General features: G+C 39.6%; 14 protein-coding genes. 2 read left to right on the top strand and 12 right to left on the bottom strand.

What is annotated here, in order from left to right:
• The 11 genes from AC1DLM_RS20765 to AC1DLM_RS20715 all read right to left on the bottom strand — a co-directional run bounded on the left by AC1DLM_RS20765 (position 1) and on the right by AC1DLM_RS20715 (position 15392).
• Positions 1-3504, bottom strand: coding sequence for a helicase-related protein (locus AC1DLM_RS20765; protein WP_477571038.1), 3504 nt, complete (start codon positions 3502-3504; stop codon positions 1-3).
• A gap of 5 nt (positions 3505-3509) precedes the next feature.
• On the bottom strand, positions 3510-5024 hold the full coding sequence (locus tag AC1DLM_RS20760; RefSeq protein WP_477571037.1) for a DISARM anti-phage system protein DrmE domain-containing protein: 1515 nt from the start codon (positions 5022-5024) through the stop codon (positions 3510-3512).
• On the bottom strand, positions 5021-6010 hold the full coding sequence (locus tag AC1DLM_RS20755) for a hypothetical protein (RefSeq protein ID WP_477571036.1): 990 nt from the start codon (positions 6008-6010) through the stop codon (positions 5021-5023). Before AC1DLM_RS20755 ends, AC1DLM_RS20760 begins: the two co-directional genes overlap by 4 nt.
• A gap of 118 nt (positions 6011-6128) precedes the next feature.
• A complete protein-coding gene (locus tag AC1DLM_RS20750; RefSeq protein WP_477571035.1) occupies positions 6129-6356 on the bottom strand; it encodes a DUF2188 domain-containing protein in 228 nt (75 codons plus the stop codon).
• A gap of 130 nt (positions 6357-6486) precedes the next feature.
• Positions 6487-7044 (bottom strand): hypothetical protein, encoded by a 558-nt coding sequence (locus tag AC1DLM_RS20745; RefSeq protein WP_477571034.1) that lies wholly within the window; start codon positions 7042-7044, stop codon positions 6487-6489.
• Positions 7045-7134: 90 nt separating this feature from the next.
• Positions 7135-7992 (bottom strand): hypothetical protein, encoded by an 858-nt coding sequence (locus tag AC1DLM_RS20740; protein WP_477571033.1) that lies wholly within the window; start codon positions 7990-7992, stop codon positions 7135-7137.
• Between the two features lie 50 nt (positions 7993-8042).
• A complete protein-coding gene (locus tag AC1DLM_RS20735) occupies positions 8043-8756 on the bottom strand; it encodes a hypothetical protein (protein ID WP_477571032.1) in 714 nt (237 codons plus the stop codon).
• Positions 8753-10489, bottom strand: coding sequence for a DEAD/DEAH box helicase family protein (locus AC1DLM_RS20730; protein WP_477571031.1), 1737 nt, complete (start codon positions 10487-10489; stop codon positions 8753-8755). Before AC1DLM_RS20730 ends, AC1DLM_RS20735 begins: the two co-directional genes overlap by 4 nt.
• Positions 10486-13020: an ATP-binding protein gene (locus AC1DLM_RS20725; protein WP_477571030.1), complete on the bottom strand. Its 2535-nt coding sequence runs from the start codon at positions 13018-13020 to the stop codon at positions 10486-10488. The genes AC1DLM_RS20730 and AC1DLM_RS20725 overlap by 4 nt, the downstream gene beginning before the upstream one ends.
• 1 nt (position 13021) lies before the next feature.
• Complete coding sequence (locus AC1DLM_RS20720; RefSeq protein WP_477571029.1) at positions 13022-14158, bottom strand: DNA cytosine methyltransferase; 1137 nt, start codon at positions 14156-14158, stop codon at positions 13022-13024.
• Between the two features lie 109 nt (positions 14159-14267).
• Entirely contained in the window at positions 14268-15392 is a 1125-nt protein-coding gene (locus AC1DLM_RS20715) for a DNA cytosine methyltransferase (protein ID WP_477571028.1), read from the bottom strand.
• Between the two features lie 267 nt (positions 15393-15659).
• On the opposite strand from AC1DLM_RS20715, the gene AC1DLM_RS20710 reads away from it, so the two are divergent.
• A complete protein-coding gene (locus AC1DLM_RS20710; protein ID WP_477571027.1) occupies positions 15660-16016 on the top strand; it encodes a helix-turn-helix domain-containing protein in 357 nt (118 codons plus the stop codon).
• On the top strand, positions 16009-16896 hold the full coding sequence (locus AC1DLM_RS20705; RefSeq protein ID WP_477571026.1) for a Cfr10I/Bse634I family restriction endonuclease: 888 nt from the start codon (positions 16009-16011) through the stop codon (positions 16894-16896). The genes AC1DLM_RS20710 and AC1DLM_RS20705 overlap by 8 nt, the downstream gene beginning before the upstream one ends.
• A gap of 123 nt (positions 16897-17019) precedes the next feature.
• Here the strand turns inward: AC1DLM_RS20705 and rlmD are convergent, their stop codons facing one another.
• Positions 17020-18459 (bottom strand): 23S rRNA (uracil(1939)-C(5))-methyltransferase RlmD, encoded by a 1440-nt coding sequence (gene rlmD / locus AC1DLM_RS20700; RefSeq protein ID WP_477571064.1) that lies wholly within the window; start codon positions 18457-18459, stop codon positions 17020-17022.
• Positions 18460-18602: the final 143 nt, after the last annotated feature.

Raw genomic sequence — 18602 nt, 5'->3', positions numbered from 1 at the left:
TTATTCTAAGTCCTCCAATTCTTCAAGTTTATATAACACTGAAATATCCCCTTGGCATTGGGCATCAACGTTCCTTAAGGACATTGGTGTGGCCCAGGATAGTCTACTTGAACGCTCATCAGCGTATTCCCCTGCTACTCGTAGCAGCGGATAATTACCGTTTTCGGCTTTCCCCGACCAATCCACGGGGCTAAGTCTTCTCCAGAGCTCAAGTCTTTTTTCAAAGATGCGCTTAACATTCTCTAGTTCCTCGGGATCAGTGCGTTCTACACGCCGTATTACTATTTCTTTTAGTTGGTTCAAAATCTCCTCTGGCAATGGCCTCGGTGTGTCAACCTTAGCAGTATCGCCCAATTGACGCACATAACCTACCATCACAGCATGGAGTAAGCGGTCTATTACAGCAGGTGAAAACGGTGTTACACTAGTCGGTTCTACCTGAGCATAGAGTTTTTCGTGATAACTCCTGAATTTTTCATAGTGTGAACGATCACGCGGCTTCGAAGCACTGTATAATGTCACCACTAGCCCTGGCCGTTCAAACCAACGACGACCTACACGACCGGTGACCTGGATGTATTGGCTTGTGGTCTTCGGCTGACCTATCACTGCCATCAACGAAAGACGGTCAATATCTATGCCTACCTCAATAATACTGGAAGCAAGGCATACATCAATAGCAGTGCCACGCTTCGTATCCGTTTTCAGTTCACCGATAGCAGCAGAAACTTCATCGCTGGTTAATCGGGATGTTAATTCTTTAATCCGGTTCAATCGACGCAATTTATCATAACCGATATCTTCTCTATTTTTGATTACTTTAAGATGGTTGGGAATATCTGACTGTAATAACGTGACAGTCGTACCCAGTTCCCGTAGACTATTAAAGAAAACTAACAAAGTCCACCATGGATCCCGTTCCTTCTCTTCCATTTCAATGGGCCCTTGTAGTAGTGCAGTAAGAGATCTTACTTGAAGTGTTTGCATTGATCCCAAACCTGGTGTATTAATTCCGACATACTTTCTCCCCGGCATCAGATTGCCGTTATTATCGGTAGCATTTTGAGCAAAAAATGAATCGTCTGCTTCAAGTCCGGGAGTTGGAAAAAGCCGTGTTTTCTCTCTAGCATAAACATCCTTGACTTGTTTTTCAAAACTTCGTATGGTTGCAGTAGAACAGACAATTTTAGGACGAACTGGTACTGTTGCACGATAGTCCGTACACAATTCTTCCACTAATACTTCAAACAAACCAGTCATTGATCCCAGTGGACCTGAAATTAAATGTAGTTCGTCTTGTATAATTAATCCTGGTGGAGAACAAAAGCGCTCCCCATCCGTTCCAATACCAAACATGGTGCGAGGCTTGGAATTCCAAGCAAGCAATGCAAATTTATCGACTGTACCAATAACCAAAGTTGGCCTTTTTGAGTAAATATCTTCATCCACTACATAAACAGGAAGTTCCTTGTTGAAGATACAATCACGGTCTGGACAGTGAATGACCACTTGGCCTGCAGATACTTTATAGCCATTAATGCTGTATTGCATGCTTTTTTTCTTACCTCGTTCGTTTTTTCGACCGTTCTCAATTTTCCGATTATCCGGTATTTTCCCCATTTGTGCTCCACACCAAGGACAAGAACGAACCAGGAACGGATTATCTTCGCTTGTTCCATTTTTCAATGCTTTTAAATCAACCAATGCACTTTTGTGCGTATTGGGAGTTGTATCAGTTCCCAACCATATGCCAATTGAAAATGAAGCTTCCCCCAGATCATTCTCATTTAACTTTCGGATATAATCCATAGAACAGATAAGTCTCGATGCTCTTTGAAATTGGTCTGCAGTTAGCAACCGCAATGTATATCTCATGAGTACTTGGACACCTGTATCATAAGGGTCTCTCAATCGGCGTAAGAACATGGAGAATGCTGCTAATCCTAGATATGCTTCTGTTTTACCCCCACCTGTCGGAAAAAAAATCAATTCGACAGTTTCGCGCTCATCGGAAAAGAAATTAGCAGTGGGTTCAATTGACATCAGAATAAACGCAATTTGAAATGCACGCCATTTACCCTTGTCTGTGTTAACAATGTCCGGATTAATGTAAGGTCTGCTAAAAAGAATGCCACTTTCGGTAACTTCTGATTCCCGGACATCTGTACCAGTTTTCTGCTGGAGCAGCATTGCATGGTTGGCCAATTGGAAAGCCCTAAAAGCCTCCGAATTATTTTTAAGGTAATTGAGCCCTTGTTCCATCCTATCCCCGCATTCACAACAAAGACGCAAGTTTCTTTCAGCTACTTCACGTAGATGTTTATCCAACACTGGTATTGTTTTTCGTTTCTTCTCAACCCATTCCCTATATAAGGATATTATTTCCTCCAATTCTCTAAAACCAAAATTACTTGTGGAGTCGAAACCTGCTAGAGTCCGCATAGAAACTTCGATAGCGGAACCATCCTCACGTTTTATATCGGGTGTCATACTTTTTGTCTCATGGGAGGGCAGAAACTCACTACGTACGCTTCCAACTTTATCTCCTGATACATCCCAATCTGCTGAGCAACCATGTCCTATAGCATATGTTTTCATGGACCGATATAATAACGCTAATGATTGTTCCTCTTCATCAGTTACCATAGAATCCACTACTTCAGGATACGGCAGGATTCCGATTGTTTCATTTAACTTATTTGGATGAAAAACGTTTACTGTAAATTGTGATTGGTAAAAACAAACACTATCAATCGCTGTGTTACCTTCACAATCTGAGCGGTTAACCAAGCAGACAGTCACTAGACGGCTTCCATCTTGAATTGGTCTTGAGAGTATTTGCAAATGAAGATTTAACCCATCCGTATTGGTGGCTTCGATGATATTTCCTGTGGTCAAAACTTGACCTTCTGCATTTAACTGTTCAGCCGCACATGTTACTTTAAAATTAACAGGAGAACGAACCCACCATTTTCTATCCCTTTTATCCCCGTTTATCCGTACTTTCACTGGATAATATCGTCCGCCGCTCACACAGATTCTGAGTTCAGAACCATGTTCAAAGAAGGCCCGAAAACTCACAGCCATACTGCTTTGTTGATAGTCATTAGCAGAAGAAATATCGAGTTCCGATTGCTCATCGACTTTATTAGAAGAATTGTTACGCGTTTCAATTATCTCAAGCTCTTTACAGTTTACGAGTTCTACAGCATCCAAATCTGCCATTGGATTTACCTGGTGATCTTCATTTTCATCTCGACCAATCCCGTTAGGGTAAAGTACTGCTGCCCCGTATCGTCTAGTAGGATGTTCATGTAAGATTTCTTCTCCTGTCTCCTTGCTTTTATACGGCTTGTAAAGATCCTGTTTATTTTGCAATAATATATCAGACAGGCAACTAATCGGCGTGCTATTGGTTGCTACTGATGGGCCGATAAATTCCCTTCTCAACGCATCATACAGTAAATCCCTGTTGTCCATGTTTTTCTGTAATTCAGTTTTCATAATGCCTACGCCCCTTCCAAATCTAAAAGTATACGAGTTTTATGTTCTTCTACATAAAAATCTTTATTGAAAATATATTCCACTTTAAAGGATGTAAAACTAGCCTCTTCAGCTCCAGGTAAAGGGAAGACCATAGTATGTTCAAGTTCCAGTTTAGAGAGATCTGCCTGGTTTACTACCTTCAACAACTGTTGTCTGATGGCAGTCCCTGCCTGAAGATGACACTTCGCCAATATTTCTGCTTCTTTCCATAAGCTCGTTTCACGCTCGCCATATTTTAATATATTGATAATTGCAGAGAAGTCTTCACGGTCACGTGGTTTGATATTGTCCTCAGACATCCAATTTCGTAAATTTATGTAGTTTGCTCTAGATGAACCTTTTTTCCGCAACTCACGAATAACTCGATCGTGGCCGTACTTATAAACAAGTTTCTGCAAACCTTTTTTCCATTCACTATGTCTATTACGAATAGAAGGAGCTTCCACACCCAGTAGTTTATCGGCAATGAGATGTATCACATCCCGTTCAGTACCCGTACGAATAAGTAAATAGCATTCCGTATCCAGTTGTTGTACGGGGAGTCGTGTAACTTTCTCCTCCTGATTAAAGGCGAGAACCCATATATTACTAATAGTATGTTTTTCAAAAAAAATACACTTACCACCTGCTAAAGCCACCAAAGTGGCTGCTACTTGATTAGGCTTTTCATGGTTACTAGATGTTCTCAAAATGGATTCTTCTAGTACCAAGTAGTTTCTATCTATTTGATCAATTGCTATTTTATTGGTGGACTTAGTAATGTTTTTTTGTTCCGTAACTGTACAGCCGGCATACAGAGTCGATAACCTGGAGTCCCCCCMACTTAAATGGGGGCTTGTATTATGACTCCATTGTTGCCATGCATAAGTAACAGTATCAATTGAGCGAGCTCGGGGACAATTGTACAAATGCTCCGGGTACCAATGAGGTGGACCGACAATAATTATTTGTTCAAAGAATGCGCCTTGCTTCAAAGCTAATGGACTGACAACCGTAACAGAAGATGATAGAGATTCTCGTATTATCCGACTAACCAAGTCTACGTTTTTTGCCACCTTTACTACTAATCCTGTGTAAACGCCATCCTGTACCCGATCGTTAAGAAAATCCAAAATTGGTTTCTCATTGGATTCAATGACTGCAATACTAGCATCAACTAATTTTATCGTAGCTTCTTTGAGATTTGGAAACAATAAACCACATTGTATTGCAAGACGCTTTAACTTTAAACGATCTAACTGATCCTGCGAATTTATAAAAGGCAAAGGGCTTGCCGTTACATAAAAGCGGAACCTCCTTAAATCATTTACAAGTTCGCAGATACATGCATCTCCCCTAGCTTCCTCATTTAACATCCGTTCAAACTGCGACAGCATGACTGAAAAAACAGACAATGAACTTGACGAAATTTCATGGAAATTCAGCATGTAACGTTGTGATAATTCAAACATACTGTTCATAGTTTCCAGTTTGTTCATCGTCGATCTTCCTTCCAATTTAAGATTTCAATCCCCTGAGGTATCTCAGACAAATTCGGTCGTACTGTTTCCAAACAGTGCATGTTCTCTAAATATCTATTATTTATTTCGTCAATCGCCAATGGATATTGGGTTTCCGACCGATCAAGAAGAATGATAGAATTATTATCCGGAAATTTATGAGACCAGTTCAAGTAGCTGACCGCACTGCAATAAATAATTACCGTCCATGGCTGCAAGATTACATCACTGTTTTTTGACTGTGAAGCAAATACTTCAGATTGGTAAGTATCAGTTGCTCCCTGAAATTGTCGAATTTTCAGTATTTCGTTAAGGTAACCGATATTAAAAGCATCTCCAGATATTACTGCAAATGGGGTTTCCTTTGTTTCGACCTCCAAAGTATCTTTATTACCAATTAAGCATACTTTTGGATCTGAAAACCGAAATACTTGCTTATCTACGTTATTAAACAATGAATCTAAGAAAGCAGACCCTTTTTCTTCTACTCTTCCGACCTGATTGTTTGGTATTTGAAGATGTTGATTATTACTCACACTAATATCAAATGCGCGTTTTTTGGGTACATAGTCTACTAACCCACCAGCACGAGGGTTTTGTGACTGAATAATTAGTCGGGTTTCATCATTAATTACTTTAACACCCATAAATTTAGCTATTTTTTGTCTGCCACCGTCACGGAAACGTACCAGCGTACCCACCTTTAACTGGACTAGAGCGGAAAAATGGTTATGAAGCAAACTGTCATGGGGTACAGACTCGATAATTCCAGCTATTACGCCAAGTGCAAGTAAAGACGGGAGAAAATGTGTAGCCGGAACAGAAATACTCATCACTGATTTTCTATTTTGTTCTGATTGTGTCGAAAAATAGAAGCCGGTCTTAATAAAAAAATTAAACCACTCGTGAACTGGTACCCAGTCATTGTTCGAATTATAAAAAAACCGCTTGTTATTAATTGACATTGGCTATCTTCCTTGTACTTTATGACCATATTTATAAATAGCTATTCTATACTCCATTTCCATATTCCTCCTGTAGCATGAATCGAGAGGATCAATATCGAATGTCTCTTTAAAATCTCTACCCGCGTGGTGGGAATGGATCATTCCCATAACTGTTTTTATCTCTGATTTGACCGTTTGGACGATGTATTATCACTTCAGAACGCTGATTTTTCGCAACTTGTGTAGCCTTTGTAATTGCTGCAGCTTGTGTTTCTGATCTTACCGTTGCCCGAGAATTCCCTGCCCCTTTAACCTGCCATCCTCCATTTGGATGAGGAGTTACATGTTGATTTTTTTTATTCATTTTAAGCACACCTTTCGTTTTCAATTTTATTTTTGAAACCACATTATTTAAAATGGAGCATTTTAAGCTCCATGAGTTTTCAATTTTATTTTTGAAACCAACTTTTTTAAAAAGAGCTCTCTGAGCCCATTTAAAAAAGACTTCTATATATATATTGCCTTCCGCCCTCTTCCAGTAAAACTTCATCACGAGCAATTAGACGAAGATTATATAATTCAGACAGCTGTGTACTAGCGAGGTTTAACTTTTTCCCATACTCATCAGACAGATGCCTTGCACTTATTTTTTTCTTTTCATATACGATATCCAAGACCTCTTTAAGGACTTTTCCTAAGTGGCCGAGAAGTAAGTGGTCGGCACCTTTCCTCGCCATGATGCAATCTTTGAGGCCTTCCAAAGAACTCCCAATATTGTATTCATGATCATATTCTAAGTTCAAACTGTCAAGAAAGAGGTACTTATCGTGCGTCTTAGCATTATCCCTCATCCATAAAACAACCTTTACTATTATTTCATCAACACCCGATACGTTAATGCCATCGACCTCGCTCATGTCGTAAAAGAACACTGTACCCTTGGAAGCATTAGAAATTTCCGACTTTATTCTTGAATTCAATTGTTGTAATGAAGGCCGATGTAAAAAGTTTCGCTTGTTGTATTCTGGGCTTAAAAGATGTATACGTTCCATAAAACACCGCTCTCTATAGATTTCAATTTAATTTTTGAAATCGAAATCTGTTTTTAGTTTACTTCACTATTCCCACGATGTCAATAGAAGCTATACTTGAATTGTTAAATAAAAATATGTTCCATAAAAAAATTCATCCTGTGATATTAGGACAAGATTATCTTCTTTTATAATGTAAGCTGAATTGTGCGTCCTTAAATAAAAATTTACATTTTTGAAATTATACGCTCTTGATGTAACATCGATTAAGCCCTTCCCCCTATTTTCATTCACGCGCGAGGAAGCAGTGGTGAGTATAGCTTTTTTTATGACTGCATGCGAAGTTAAAAAAGGTGAAAATGTATGCTTCAAACTGTTGTATATTCCTAAGCCTGTATCACATATTGCAATACTCACAGTACTTGAAGCTTCATAATGTTGTATACAGGAATAAGGTGAACACTCTGCATGTTCCAGTGCATTATTTCCAAGTTCAGAAAAAATATTTGCAATATCAGATACCCGGTCCCGTGGTAAAGACTTATCCCGGAGAATTTTCATTATTGAATTATAAAAAATATCTACATCATCCGGATCAGTAAACTTTGTTATTTCAAACAAATTGTTTTCTTTATTATTACGATTTCGATTGTAATAACGCTCCATATCTGTCTTACTCTCAAACTGATCACTTATTTCCTTTCGACATACTTTAAAAAAGTTCATTCTTTCCATATATCCGATAATTTCTCCATTTTCAGGGATAGCTATATCAAGGCAAAAATTTTGATTAAAGAAATCCAAAGTTGATATTAGTACAGCACAGCCCGCAGGGGACAGCCATCCTAATTGACTTAAATCAACCTTAACTGTGTCTTTAGTCCGATGTGATTTAATAATACTGGCACATTGGTTGATCCAGTTATTCACATCCTCAATAGTTTCAAAACTCCCCTTCCGTGCAAGCATACATATTCACATCCTAAAGATTATTATAAAAGCCAAGCTTCTTCTAATTGTTATGATATCAATACCATTATATTTAATCCGCTCTTTTGCAATAAAATATATTCTTTCCCATCAATAATTATGTGGCGTCCGGATCCTGGGTTACCATTTCCTTTTACAACAATGTATGTACCAGAATCAGCCTGTTCAGTTAGACTGCTCTTGGAAACTAAAATGTATCTAACATTGTCCTTGTATTGCTCATATAATCCAGGTGATAGTGGTTTTAAAGGCGAACCAGTTATTTCTTCATATGTCAACGCAGCAGATCTTATATCATCAGTTATTACAACTACTTCACACGCAGTTTTGTACATATTCTGAAGTCTATCTTTGATTTCAACTGCTCTTATTTCATCCATTTTTAAAAGCGTTCCATAATCATGGGTTGGTGCTTTCATTAAAGACAAGTGTTTTTTGCTGTCCAGGAAAAACCACTCTATATATGGGAGATTGGCCATAATAGTTTCTGGCTGATTTCTGCTTGAACCCGAACCACCAAGCACACTATCAACATGTGCGGCAGGGGATGAACAGAGCTTATCCCATATTTTTTTCAACTCTGAAAAGGGGCGTGTTTTGATCTGGCCGGATGAAGTGGTCAACTCCACCCGTTTACTTTCCTTGTCGACCCCGGTTAATTTTAAATTGGCGCCTTTTTTAATACTTTCCAGTTCAAGGCCAACCATCTTCTCAATATCATTAATTACTTCATCAAATGTCATTTTCTACCTCCCGGTAATTCCGGAGGAAATTTAAGAACACTTGTATCTTCCCCGGCACCCTCTACTGCAGCAACATCTTCCAGCCATTGTCTCATAAATGATTCTGTTTGGGGATCTTCACCACCGACTTTTCTAAAGGAAACCTTGTGTGGAAGACTAATTCTAACTGGATTACCTGGTGCCGGTCCGTCTTCAGAAAGACCATTCTTAAGATCTATTCCGGCGGCAAATCTTCGAATATCGGATACAAAGTCCAATACTATTACTTTATCCTTATCTTTCGAAAGCCTTAGTCCTCTGCCTAATTGTTGGACAAATATCCTTCGACTGTGGGTTACCCGTTGGAACACAATGATGTTGACATCAGGCACGTCAACACCTTCATTTAGAATATCAACCGCACACAAGACATCAATTGCACCATCCTGAAAATCGCACAGAATTCTATTGCGTTCTGCCGGATCCATTGTCCGTCCAGTAGAAGTTTGTGAGTATATTGCGGAAGCATTACAAAAACCAAGAGAATTTATTCGGTCCCTCATTGTTACTGCGTGATCTATCGTGCCGCAAAAGACAATTGCCCTCGGTTTAGCTTGCTCTTGCCATACTCTCTTTAGTTCAAATACGACTTCGTCATCCCACTGAGTAATAAACAACGTCCTGTTAATCTGCCGCGGAGAGAAATTTTTGCCTTTTAATGTCCCTAGCGCTTCCCAGTTGATGTTATCTGTGTACATTCTATAATCTACATTTGATAAGAAACCTTTTTTCAGACCGGTAACAATGTCCACACGCACCAACGGGTCCCCGAAATAATCCGTTATATCAACATCATCTGGTCTCCATGGTGTTGCAGTCAGTCCCAAAAGAAAGGGACCTTTATCCAAACCCGCACGTGTATCTTGTAATATGGCATTATACATTTGCCCGCCAACATGATGGCATTCATCTATAATTATTAAATCAAAATTAGGCAGTTCGTATCCCCTTTGGACATAATCGGCCACAGTATTTAAACATGCAAAAACTGCATCAGCCTTTTCAATCCGCTCTTGACCTGGTTGTTCATAGCCATTCCATACTACGGAATCTTGGTGCTTGGAAAAAAAAGGCCAGAATGATTTTTCAATTTGATATACCAATTCGTTGGTATGGGCAATCACAAGGATCCGCACCGGAGAAATTGTATTAATTCTCTTTACTGTCTCACATGCTACGAACGTTTTACCGAGGCCAGTGGCCATAACAACAAGTGCTTTTTTCTTCTCTTCGTTGTACACCTGAATTAAAGAACGTATTGCGTGCTCTTGGTATCCTCTTGGCTCTTTGATTAATGCACACATTCCAGGGAGTTTTTCCGCCCGGGCAATCAAGGACTTTGTATCCCATAACTGTAGGGGTATGCCTCTGCTCATTAACGCTCTCTGATGTTCTTTTATTTTTTCGTCAAACCCGTTTAATGCCACTATAACCGGCACCTGAGCCCTGTATATGCGCATGGCCTCAAGCGTTTGATCTGCTACATCTAACCCGACTTTATTCCGCCAGTGTTTCATTTGAAACAGCCATCTTTTTCCTGCACGATGAGCCAGCATATCAGCCCCTCGGTCACCTGATTGACCAACAAGCCTTATTCCCTCAAAACCCTCGTGTGCCAATAATCTGGAAACAACCCGTTCAAATGCCTGCCATGTGCCAAACCTCAAATTCTCTTCACTAATAAATACACTCACTTTATCACCTTTTGCTGTAAGAATTCTAAAGACAGCCTTGTTTTTTGGGCAATACCCAGCTCTGGTGTACGGTATTTGATAAAGTTCGTGGCATCATTCAGACAATTAAGATATAGATTTCTGATTCTAATTTGTGCCTGCAGCAGAATATTACCTGCCAGTTCGCTTGAATGTGAGTAAGAAACATCCCATATTCCACCGTCAAAAAATACATGCGGGTACTTACGGAAAATGTCAACTAAAGCTTCCTCATCGATATACAGGAGGAATATTCCGTTTTCTTTCATTTCGCCAAGTTGGCTTATATCAACACCGTGGTTAAGCATATTATCGATTAAGCTCTTCTTCTGTTCTTCCGTCAGCTCATTAAAAATGTCGACGGCCAACTCCTTAAGCAAGCCAGGCAGCTTTTCTTTCAATTGGGCAACAAATGAAATGGTATCTTCTCTAATTTTCTCAGGGCTATCCTCCAATTTTTCTGCCCATCTGCTGTTTAAAATCTGCCATTCAATATTGGATAATGTATGCTGCCCTTGGAACTGCTTAACTGATAGCCTTCTATTCGTATCATAGATATACAGAGCAATCTCAGCAGCAATCATTTGCTCAGTACGAATTCTGAATGATTTAAATACCTTATGGGTCTTGTCAATGAACACATTTATTTCTTCGTCCTTAAATGTTATCAGAGGAATTCCTTCTTTTTGTTGGAACGGAATAATTGGTTGATGAGTAATATAAGCGTTAACATTAACAGGTGAACTATATGTACCATCGGCCAATTTGATGGAACACCCAGGGATAGATAATTCATCAGATTTATTTGCGTTTTTCAAAAGATATTCATGTGAAAGAGCAAATTCTTTGCCTTTTACCTCTCCACAGGATGTACATATTCTATCGCTAGCCCTATTCCTAGTTCCACATATCTGACATGACCAAGGCTCTTCCACCTTTGGTGATTGTGACAATCCGCAGTGGGGACATTGATGTGCTGATTTCGGAATCTCGTTATTACATTCAGGATTGATACATGGCTTACCAATTAGAACAAAATCGCATACAGAGCATGTATCATGCTCTTTTAAATTTTGTGCTGTACATGATGGACACTCAACAAGCTCTTCAAGTGGTGGAGAATCAGCAGTCTCCAAAATTTTCCACCACTCTGAATCATCGTAGTAACCCGGGAGCTTATTTAGAAACTTTTCATAATATTCCTTTTCTACATCTCTAGAAATCCGTTTTGGTTCATTTGCTTCCTTGTCCCAGAATCCCATATATAGATCCGTTTTCCCAGGTTTCCTTACTCTTCTATATCCTTGAAAGAGCTTGTAAATATAGCTTTCATTTTGATCTGCACCAGGTTGAGTGGGCTGCAAGGAACTTTCCCCTCTTAAAAAAGCCATCGCTCTTTGCCACTCCGGGCTACTTCTTTGAAAGTCCTGTTTCAAAAAATCCACTGGGACGTGATTCAAATGAACTTCTCCCACGATCCGCCCATAGGGACCATCTATAGGATAATCTTTTATTGTCTTTTTGAACTCATCAACATACTCAAAAAAAGCTGTCTTTTCAGCAATTCGGATTGAGCGCCCATTACGTATTAAATCTATTCCATATTCAGTACTATCATCAAACCTTTGTATTCCAACCCAGCCCTTTACCCGTTCTTCAACACTTCTGATACTTGAAGACTTACACGAGGGGCATTCATTCTGATCATTAGGAACAAGAGCGATACAGCTACCACACCTTCTTTGAACACCAATAATATGATCAAAATCGTATCTCGCTTGGATCTTCCCGCTACCTTTACGTTCTACATATCTTGAAGCATCCCATACACAGTGTTCGAATGGTTCACACAGCTCACCATTAACAAGTATTCTTATCTCTCTTTTTGAAAGAACTGAAGCATAGCGTCTACCTAATTCGGCTCTTACTTTTGGGAGTCCATATTGAACAAGTCGCTTAACAAATTGGCTATTTGCATTTCCTTCTGGCCACCATTCACTAATTTCAACCAAAGTACCATGAGATAATTCTTGAGGTTTATCAATAATAAACACTGGTAATTCATAGTCCTTAGTTTGATTGATATTATCCAAATCTATTATTACATCAATTGCATTTTCTTCACCTTTACGTGCAGTCAATAAACGGGTTACTCTCCCCAGCTTTCCAGTAGATATATTGAAACCCATTCCGAATAGACCTAGGCTATCATATTGATTATTACCAGAGAAACCTGCTTTAATAGAATTTTCTGCCATTTTTGACGTCATACCAGGTCCATTATCTCGAATTCTAACCCTTCCAGTATTTTTGTTAAGATCCGCCATTTTAGGTAATTCAATCGAAATTAAGGGATTATCAATCTTAATACCTGTAAGTTTTGCAAGTTGAAACGAGTCAATAGCATTATCAATAAGCTCGCAAAGCGCATCCAATGGCAACATTGGAGTATGTGTCAAAGCAATAAGGACTCTAGGATCTGGAGTAAAATCAAAAAAAATCTCTGAATGCATCTCAGGACTCCTCCTCAATCATTTTTCGAATTGAACAAGCTACTGCATACGCTACTTTTACTGCAACCCCATTACCAATAGTTTTATATTTATGAGTCAGGGCCATGTCTTCCGGAAGAATATAACTATCTGAAACACTTTGAATTCTTAACGCTTCACGGACAGAAAGACGTCTTGGTTGTGTCGGATGAAGGTGAACTTCATTGTTCCCATATGCGACAGTAGGGCTATACCTCCACCGATGAAGCCTTTTGAAGCTCTTTCTTGAAACATCGCCTTCGGGTATGATTGTAAACTTATTACTTCTTGGACTAAATCCTTCTAAACCATTTGGTAACGAAGAAATCTCATCTATATCACATATGTAACTGCCAACCATTAATTCTTCAGGGACATCCATCGGTTTACAAGGATTTGAGCCAAATGGAACTTCTCCTGGCCAATTGAAACGGGTCTTTGCATTAGTGTATCTAGGATCTTCAGGCCAATGAAACCACACATAATTTCTCGGTATTGTCCTCAAGCCAAGTTTTTTCTTCAACCATTTCTTTTTTATTCCTACCATGATTACTCTTTCCCTGTCTTGTGGAACTCCAAAATCTAATGCGTTAAGAACCTTGTACTCAATTAAATAATCATGTGATAACTGATACCTTAAATAATCAAAGAATTCTCTATGTTTAGTAGTTCTTAATAATCCTGGGACATTTTCAAAAAGAAAAAATGTTGGTTGCAATTCTATTATTCTACTCACATAAACCTGGGATAACCTTCCGTGGTCACCTTCTCTTCCCCTATTTTTTCCGCCAACAGAGAAATCAGGACAAGGAGGACCACCAATCATTCCGAATATATCTGGAGTCCTTAAATTTAAAAAAGCCTCCTTAGCAATTTGATTCGGACCTAAATCAACTATTGAAGATGTATTCGAAATCTGATGAACATTACCAGTCATATTAGAAAATGCATAAGAGTATCCCTTGGCAAAATTCTCATTATATTCATTACTCCAAATGGTCCGAAAACCAGCCTGCATGAATCCCATGTCTAAAAATCCTGCTCCTGTGAAAAAAGAAAGTATAGGGATAGGCGTACTGAATGAGTTTTTAACTGAAGACTGTAACAAGTTATTAAACATGATTAAATCCTCCGCGCAATCTAATGAGCTTATATATTTTCGACAAATTACATCTTTCTCCTTTACCATCTGAATTACTATAATTAAAAAAGAGACCGCTATTTTAAATCTACGGTCTCTTTTTTGATATTAATTGCAAAAAATCCATTACAGTATTAGCAATACCTTTAGCAGCTAGAAAAGGAACTCCATTTCCTACTGTTTTAAATGCATTTGATAACGTTATGTCCAATGGCAATTCAAACTCTTTTGGCAAAGATTGTATTGCTAAAGCCTCAGATATAGTTAACCTCCTGGCTTTATATGGATGTAAATGAACTTCATTATTTCCATATGCAGCTGTCGGTGAGTATCTCCACCTATGCAGTCGCTTGTAAGATTTTTTGGAATCATCTCCTTCAGGCACTACCAAAAACTTAACTAAACCAGCCTTAGGAGTAAATGTTCTATGATTTGGGTGGGATTCAACATTATTTTTATCAAACCAATGCTCTACTGTTAATTCTTTATTTACCCCCTCAGGACATTCTCTTGTACCATCGATAACAAATTGCTCTTGCGTTGGCCACTGAATTAATTTTATTGCTTCCATCGTATGTTTCAAATGTCGTTGCCAAGGAAATATCTCACTTAGATCACTTTCTATACTTTGATTCAATAGATTGCTACTTTTAACACCAAACAATATTATTCTCTCTCTATTTTGTGGTACTCCATATTCAAGTGCATTTATCAGCCGATCGGTTGTTACATACCCATTAAGTTTAAGCTTCTCTAACATCGAATCATAAAATATACGATGTTTTTTAGTTCCCCATAATCCTTTTACGTTTTCAAGAATAAAAAAATCTGGCTGCTGCTGACAAATTAACTCAACATATGTTGCTGTTAGCTTACCATTCTCTCCCTCGCTCCCTTGATTCTTTCCCCCTACGGAGAAATCGGGACATGGTGGGCCTCCTAAAAAGCCAATGAGTTTTTGCTCGTTACGAGAAAGATCGATATATTTTTTTAATTCACTACGAGCTGGATTATCTACATATTTTGTAATATCGGTACAATGATATCCATATCTAGGTTTGTCAATATTCATTTTTTTTCTGGAATATTTATATGTCTCTAAAAATGGCTCGTGATATTCATTTACAAAGACGATTTCATAATCTTGTTCAAAACCCATATCTAGAAATCCTGCACCTGAGAAAAAAGAAAAAATACTAGGCTTGTTATCCACTTTTATGTTTGCTCCACTTCAAATAGTTTACTTATATTTATTATACGACTATTTTCTWTAATTTCCTACCCAACAACGAACATATATTCCCTAGATATTTTATCCAAAGACATTATCATTACACCATTTGTTTAAACTTCAATTAAATCAAAGAAAAAAATAATTAATGGTAATTTTAGTATCACTTTTGTTTACTAATTATTACTTTAATTGACTATTACACCGGGTATAAATGATTTACTATTAATTTTATGGAGGTACAAATAAATGGATGAAAATGATCTTACCAAAAATATCGGACTTCGAATTATGGAGTACAGGAAATTACGTCACCTTAAACGTGACGATCTTGCCGAGAAAGTAGACCTCTCTGTGGCACAAATTCAAAAGATTGAACAAGGAAGAGGATCTACCCGAATAAAAACTTTAATAAAACTAACCACAGCCTTAGAAATATCACCTAGTTTTATTCTTAGCGATATTTCAAAAGTAGATGATAAACTTACTGTCTCATTACTCGATAAATTCCATCATTTATCGGATAGCGGCAAACAAGTTTTAATAACAATAGCTGGAGAGCTATTTAAACTTGAGAACAAATTAGAAGGAGAAAAAAATGAATAAGAGTAATTCTGTCGAGTTGTTTAAAGACGGCAATAAGTTAAAAACGAGAATTAAACCCACCATTGCCATTTCAGAAGTGTTTGAAAACTCATTTCCTACGGGAACATTGAAAGACATCTTAGATAACCTAGAAGAACATGTGCGAAATGTGGTGAGGTTAGAGGGCTGGATCCAACCGAGTAACTCTGCTTTTTCCAATACTCGTGGAAGTTGGTTTGAAATGATAGTTGCAGCCGTAGCATGGAATTACAGAATAGAAAGGGGTATCCCTGAGTATTACATAGTAAAAATGCCAAATGTAAAAGTATTCGAACTTTACAAGATATTTCGCTCTGACACTCAAAAAGCACTAGATTCTTTAGAAGAGTTTCTACAAGGGCATGGTACAACTGTTAGTTTAATAACACCAAACCCAGATTTAATTATTATACAAAATAATGCTTTACCAGTAAGTATTGATTCAAACACACATTTATCTAATTTACGTCTTGAGAATTCCGATAGAGTTAACTCTTTTTATAAAGAAATTAAAGGTAAATGTCCTTGGGAATCAGTTAGAGCTGGTATAGGGTTAACTACATCTCTACGACCTGACAGACGTTTACAACTTGTTCATGAAGGTAATATATTAAAATCTATTTTCGCACATCTTAAAACAAGAAATTGGAATAACAGTATAAATTTCGAATACCATGGAGCTTCTAGCGAAGGCTATTCTAAAGCAGACGAGACTGCTTTTCGCACTGCTGCTACGCATACAATTGCAAATATCAATTCAATTCCGGAGCGTGCTGTAAGTGAACTTCATTCGTTATTAACAATAAATGATATTTGCACGATGTTTGACAAGATTATAAAAAGGACCTCTCCATTGAGCTAGAGATCCCTTTTATAATTAAAATAGCTTACCCATATGAATTAACAAATCAATAAATAGTGTATTTATTTCAAGTAGAACTCTCTGCTTATCTTTTTTCTCAGCTACAGTTGAGTTTTAACAAATTTACTGTTTGTCTTTGTCACGGGTTACTAATTTGGTTATATTATTCCGTACTAGCACCGCCACTGACTCCACATGTACCGTCCACGGAAACATATCCACCGGCGTCACCTCCGCGACGCCGTAACCGCCATCGACCAGCACGCGCAGGTCGCGCGCCAGTGTCGATGCGGAGCACGACACATACACCACGCGCCGCGGCCGCAGCTCGAGGATGGTCGTCAGCAGCGCAGGGTCGCAGCCCTTGCGCGGTGGGTCGACCACGATCACGTCAGGCCGAACGCCCTGACGTGTCCACTCCGGCAGGACGACCTCGGCGGGTCCTGCCTCGAAGTGCACGTTCGTCATGCCGTTTAACTCGGCATTCTTACGTGCATCGGAGATCGCCTCTTCGACGATCTCGACACCGTACACCTGTCCCGCGCGCTGCGCCAGGAACAGGGAAATCGTGCCGATGCCGCAATAGGCATCGACCACAACCTCATCGCCGGTCAACGCGGCGTACTCCAAGGCTTTCCCGTACAAGACTTCCGTCTGGACGGGGTTCACTTGAAAGAAGGATCGCGCGGAAATAGCAAATTTCACTTCGCCGATATAGTCATAGATGACCTCGCTGCCCCACAGGACACGCGTCTCATCCCCAAAAATAACATTGGTCTGTCTCACATTAATGTTATGACAAATGCTCTTCACCGCAGGCAGAGCCTCGCGAATGCCAGCAATCCATTCCTCGACACGAGGAATCTCAACACCATTAGTCACAAGAACAACCATGACCTCACCCGTGCGGAAGCCGACTTTGACGACGACATGGCGCAGCAACCCAGTCCCTGTCTCTTCGCTATAAGCGCGAATGCCTAAGCGCGAGCCGATCTCTTTCACACGCGCAACGACTTCGTCGTTCGCCTCGTGCTGAATCAGACAAGCCTCCATATCAATGATGCGATGGCTGCCCTGCGCATAGAATCCGCCGATGAGGCCGCCCCGCTCTTCCCCAAAAGGAACCTGAGCCTTGTTCCGATATCTCCACGGATCGCTCATCCCCAACGTGGAATGAACGACGATTCCTTGATCTGGATCTCCACCTGGCTCGCCCGCCACCGCCAACTTCCCAATCCGCACCAAATTATCAACAACCTGCTGCCGCTTCACCCGCAGCTGCGCCTCATAACTCAAATGCTGCAGCTGACAGCCGCCGCACTCATCATAAATCACACAGTCGGGAGCAATACGATCCGCACTCTTCTCAATCAGTTCCACCAAAGTAGCGTACCCATACTGCTTTTTCAGATGCCCTACCCTAACCAATGCACGCTCACCTGGCAGCGCCCCAGCGACAAAAAGGGTAAAGCCGTTCACACGGCCCACCCCTTCGCCATCATGGCTGATCCCAATGATCTCAGCCTCGTATTGCTGTCCGATTTGCACAGGCAAGCCTGCCATCCAAGCTGGCACTTCTTTCTTCCCTTTATTCCCTGCCGATCCCCCTGCTCTTTCAGCGGATCCCGACCTGCCAATACCTCTATGTTTACCTGGCGCGGAGCCAGATGTACCTTTTGTTTTCATAATAACCTCACTTCATCTTT

The organism is Paenibacillus sp. 01T442, assembly GCF_056398345.1.
The sequence above is the reverse complement of the archived record's forward strand: the minus strand, read 5'-3'. Positions and strand labels throughout refer to the sequence as shown.